Raw genomic sequence first — 202 nt, 5'->3', positions numbered from 1 at the left:
TGCTTCAGGCTATACCTATTCAGCGACTAATAACCGCTGTGAAAAGACCACCACAAGCAGCGCGACACCTGTTTGTGCTAGCGGCTATACCTACTCGACAACGAATAAACGCTGCGAAAAGACCGTTACCCAGGCGGCAAGCAAGGTTTGTGCTTCTGGCTATACCTATTCAGCGACCAATAACCGCTGTGAAAAGACCACC

Annotated in this window: 1 protein-coding gene; it reads left to right on the top strand. The window is 50.0% G+C overall.

The genetic code is table 11. The features are described 5' to 3' along the window. A partial coding sequence (locus M0415_RS21420) for a hypothetical protein (RefSeq protein ID WP_249560544.1) occupies nt 1-202 on the top strand: 202 nt, incomplete at both ends.

The organism is Shewanella sp. 10B (assembly GCF_023475885.1).
Lineage (GTDB): Bacteria > Pseudomonadota > Gammaproteobacteria > Enterobacterales > Shewanellaceae > Shewanella > Shewanella mangrovisoli.
Note: the sequence above shows the minus strand (reverse complement) of the source record. Positions and strands in the feature narration are given on the sequence as shown.